The organism is Leisingera sp. F5, from assembly GCF_001593695.1.
The window spans coordinates 1-1771 of sequence record NZ_LUKH01000730.1 but is presented as its reverse complement, the minus strand read 5'-3'; the positions used below and the strand labels follow the sequence as shown (position 1 = coordinate 1771).

Annotated in this window: 2 protein-coding genes; both read right to left on the bottom strand. The window is 60.2% G+C overall.

Annotated features, from left to right (window positions below; translation table 11 throughout):
* Positions 1-40 precede the first annotated feature (40 nt).
* Positions 41-1093, bottom strand: coding sequence for a murein transglycosylase A (locus A2I95_RS35340; RefSeq protein WP_291737231.1), 1053 nt, complete (start codon positions 1091-1093; stop codon positions 41-43).
* On the bottom strand, positions 1090-1746 hold the full coding sequence (locus tag A2I95_RS35335; RefSeq protein WP_291737230.1) for a Tim44/TimA family putative adaptor protein: 657 nt from the start codon (positions 1744-1746) through the stop codon (positions 1090-1092). The genes A2I95_RS35340 and A2I95_RS35335 overlap by 4 nt, the downstream gene beginning before the upstream one ends.
* Positions 1747-1771: the final 25 nt, after the last annotated feature.

Below are 1771 nucleotides of genomic sequence, written 5' to 3'. Positions count from 1 at the left end.
AGAGGTCGATCTCATCTCCTGTCAGTTTCCGCCGTGTCATTCAAAGGTCTTCCGGCAGCATCGCATAGGCCCGCTGGATCGGCAGCAGAACCACCATCCGCCCAGGGTCTTTCATGGTTCCAGCAGTCTCGCCGGCGGCATCACCCGTACCGACAAAAATATCAGCCCGCTGCGCGCCCTTTATTGCGGATCCGGTATCCTGCGCCACCATCAGACGGCGCAGCGGCATATGCCCGTCCTTCTCAACCCAGACCGGCGCACCCAGCGGAGTGTATGCAGGATCGGCGGCAATGGTGCGCATAGGCGTGACCGAGCGGTTCATCGCGCCAAGCGGCCCCTTGGAAGCGGCCACTTTGCGCACTTCGCGAAAGAACACATAAGACGGATTGTGGAACAGCAGCTCCTTGCCGTCCGACGGATTGCGCCGGACCCAGGATTTGATCACTTGGGCGCTGACCTGATGGGCGTTGTAGACACCGCGGCGCACCAATTCCTTACCGATGGATTTATAAGTGTGGCCATTGGCACCGCCATAACCCACCCTGATCATAGCGCCATCCGGCAAGCGAATCCGGCCAGAACCCTGGATTTGCAGAAAAAACAGCTCCACCGGGTCATCCACCCAGGCAATCTCCAACCCGCGGGCTTCCATGACACCGCTGGTCAGAATATCCCGCCGGGGCAGCCACAAACCGGTGCCGCGGGCCTCGGGCGGCATCTTGTAGACGGGATAGCGAAACCGGCCTGTCGGGTAGCGGGACCCGTTCAGCTCCGGCTCGAAATAGCCGGTGAACAGAGCCTGATTGCCATCCTCAATCAGAACCGGGCGGAAGAACAGTTCGAAAAACGCCCGCGCCCCTGCGGGGGTCTGCGATTGCGCTGCCTTGCACAAGGCAGACCAGTCGGGATCCTTCAAGTCCTTGCAGGTTCCCAGAAAAACCTGAAGTGCCTGAGCATGATCGTCTTTTGCCCAGCCATCCAGCTGGGCAAAGTCCAGGATGCTGGACACGGCTTCTGAATGCGCCCCGGAGGCGGTCATCGCGGCACCTGCGATTGCAGCTGCCCCAAGTACCCCCCGAAGCGCCGCAATCATGCGTCCGTCGCTACCAGCTGCCAGTTGGGGTCATCGACGCCCATGTTGCGGGCAAAGACCCAAGTGTCCTTCTGACGCTTCACTGCCTTGGGGTCGCCTTCGACAATGTCGCCGCCGCGATCGCGGACAACGGACGTCATCTCACCAACAAAACGCATGGTGATCTCAGCGCGGCCCGTTTGCGTGTCGAACGTGGCATCCGCCACGGTGGTTTCACGCACGCCGATAAACTCGGCCTCGATCTTGAACCCTTGATCCTCACGCTGCGCAACGGCATCTACAAAGCTTTCGAACACATCCTCGGCCAGGAACGGCTGGATGTCGTCCAGATTGCCATGCTCAAAGCCCATCAGGATCATTTCGTATGCACCGCGTGCACCCTGAACGAATTCCTGGACCTGGAAGGATGGCTCAACCCGCTTCATCGCAGCCAGGGCCTGGGCTTGCGGGCTGTCTTCGGCCACATAATCGGTGATGTCGCGGTCCGGGCCGCCTTCGATCACTTCCAGATCGGGGCGGCGGCTCCGCGCTTCGGATTGCGGCAGCGGTGGCTTTTCGAAACCTTCGCGTGTCCCAAGTACGCTTTTCAAGCGCAGGATCAGAAACACAGCAATACCGGCCAGAACCAAAAGCTGAATCACAGGCGACTCCATGGATACCTCATGCTAGGCGTTCGTG

Excerpts from the sequence above, each read along its gene's own strand:
- A2I95_RS35335 (WP_291737230.1), bottom strand. The coding sequence starts at position 1,746 with ATGGAGTCGCCTGTGATTCAGCTTTTGGTTCTGGCCGGTATTGCTGTG.
- A2I95_RS35340 (WP_291737231.1), bottom strand. The coding sequence starts at position 1,093 with ATGATTGCGGCGCTTCGGGGGGTACTTGGGGCAGCTGCAATCGCAGGT.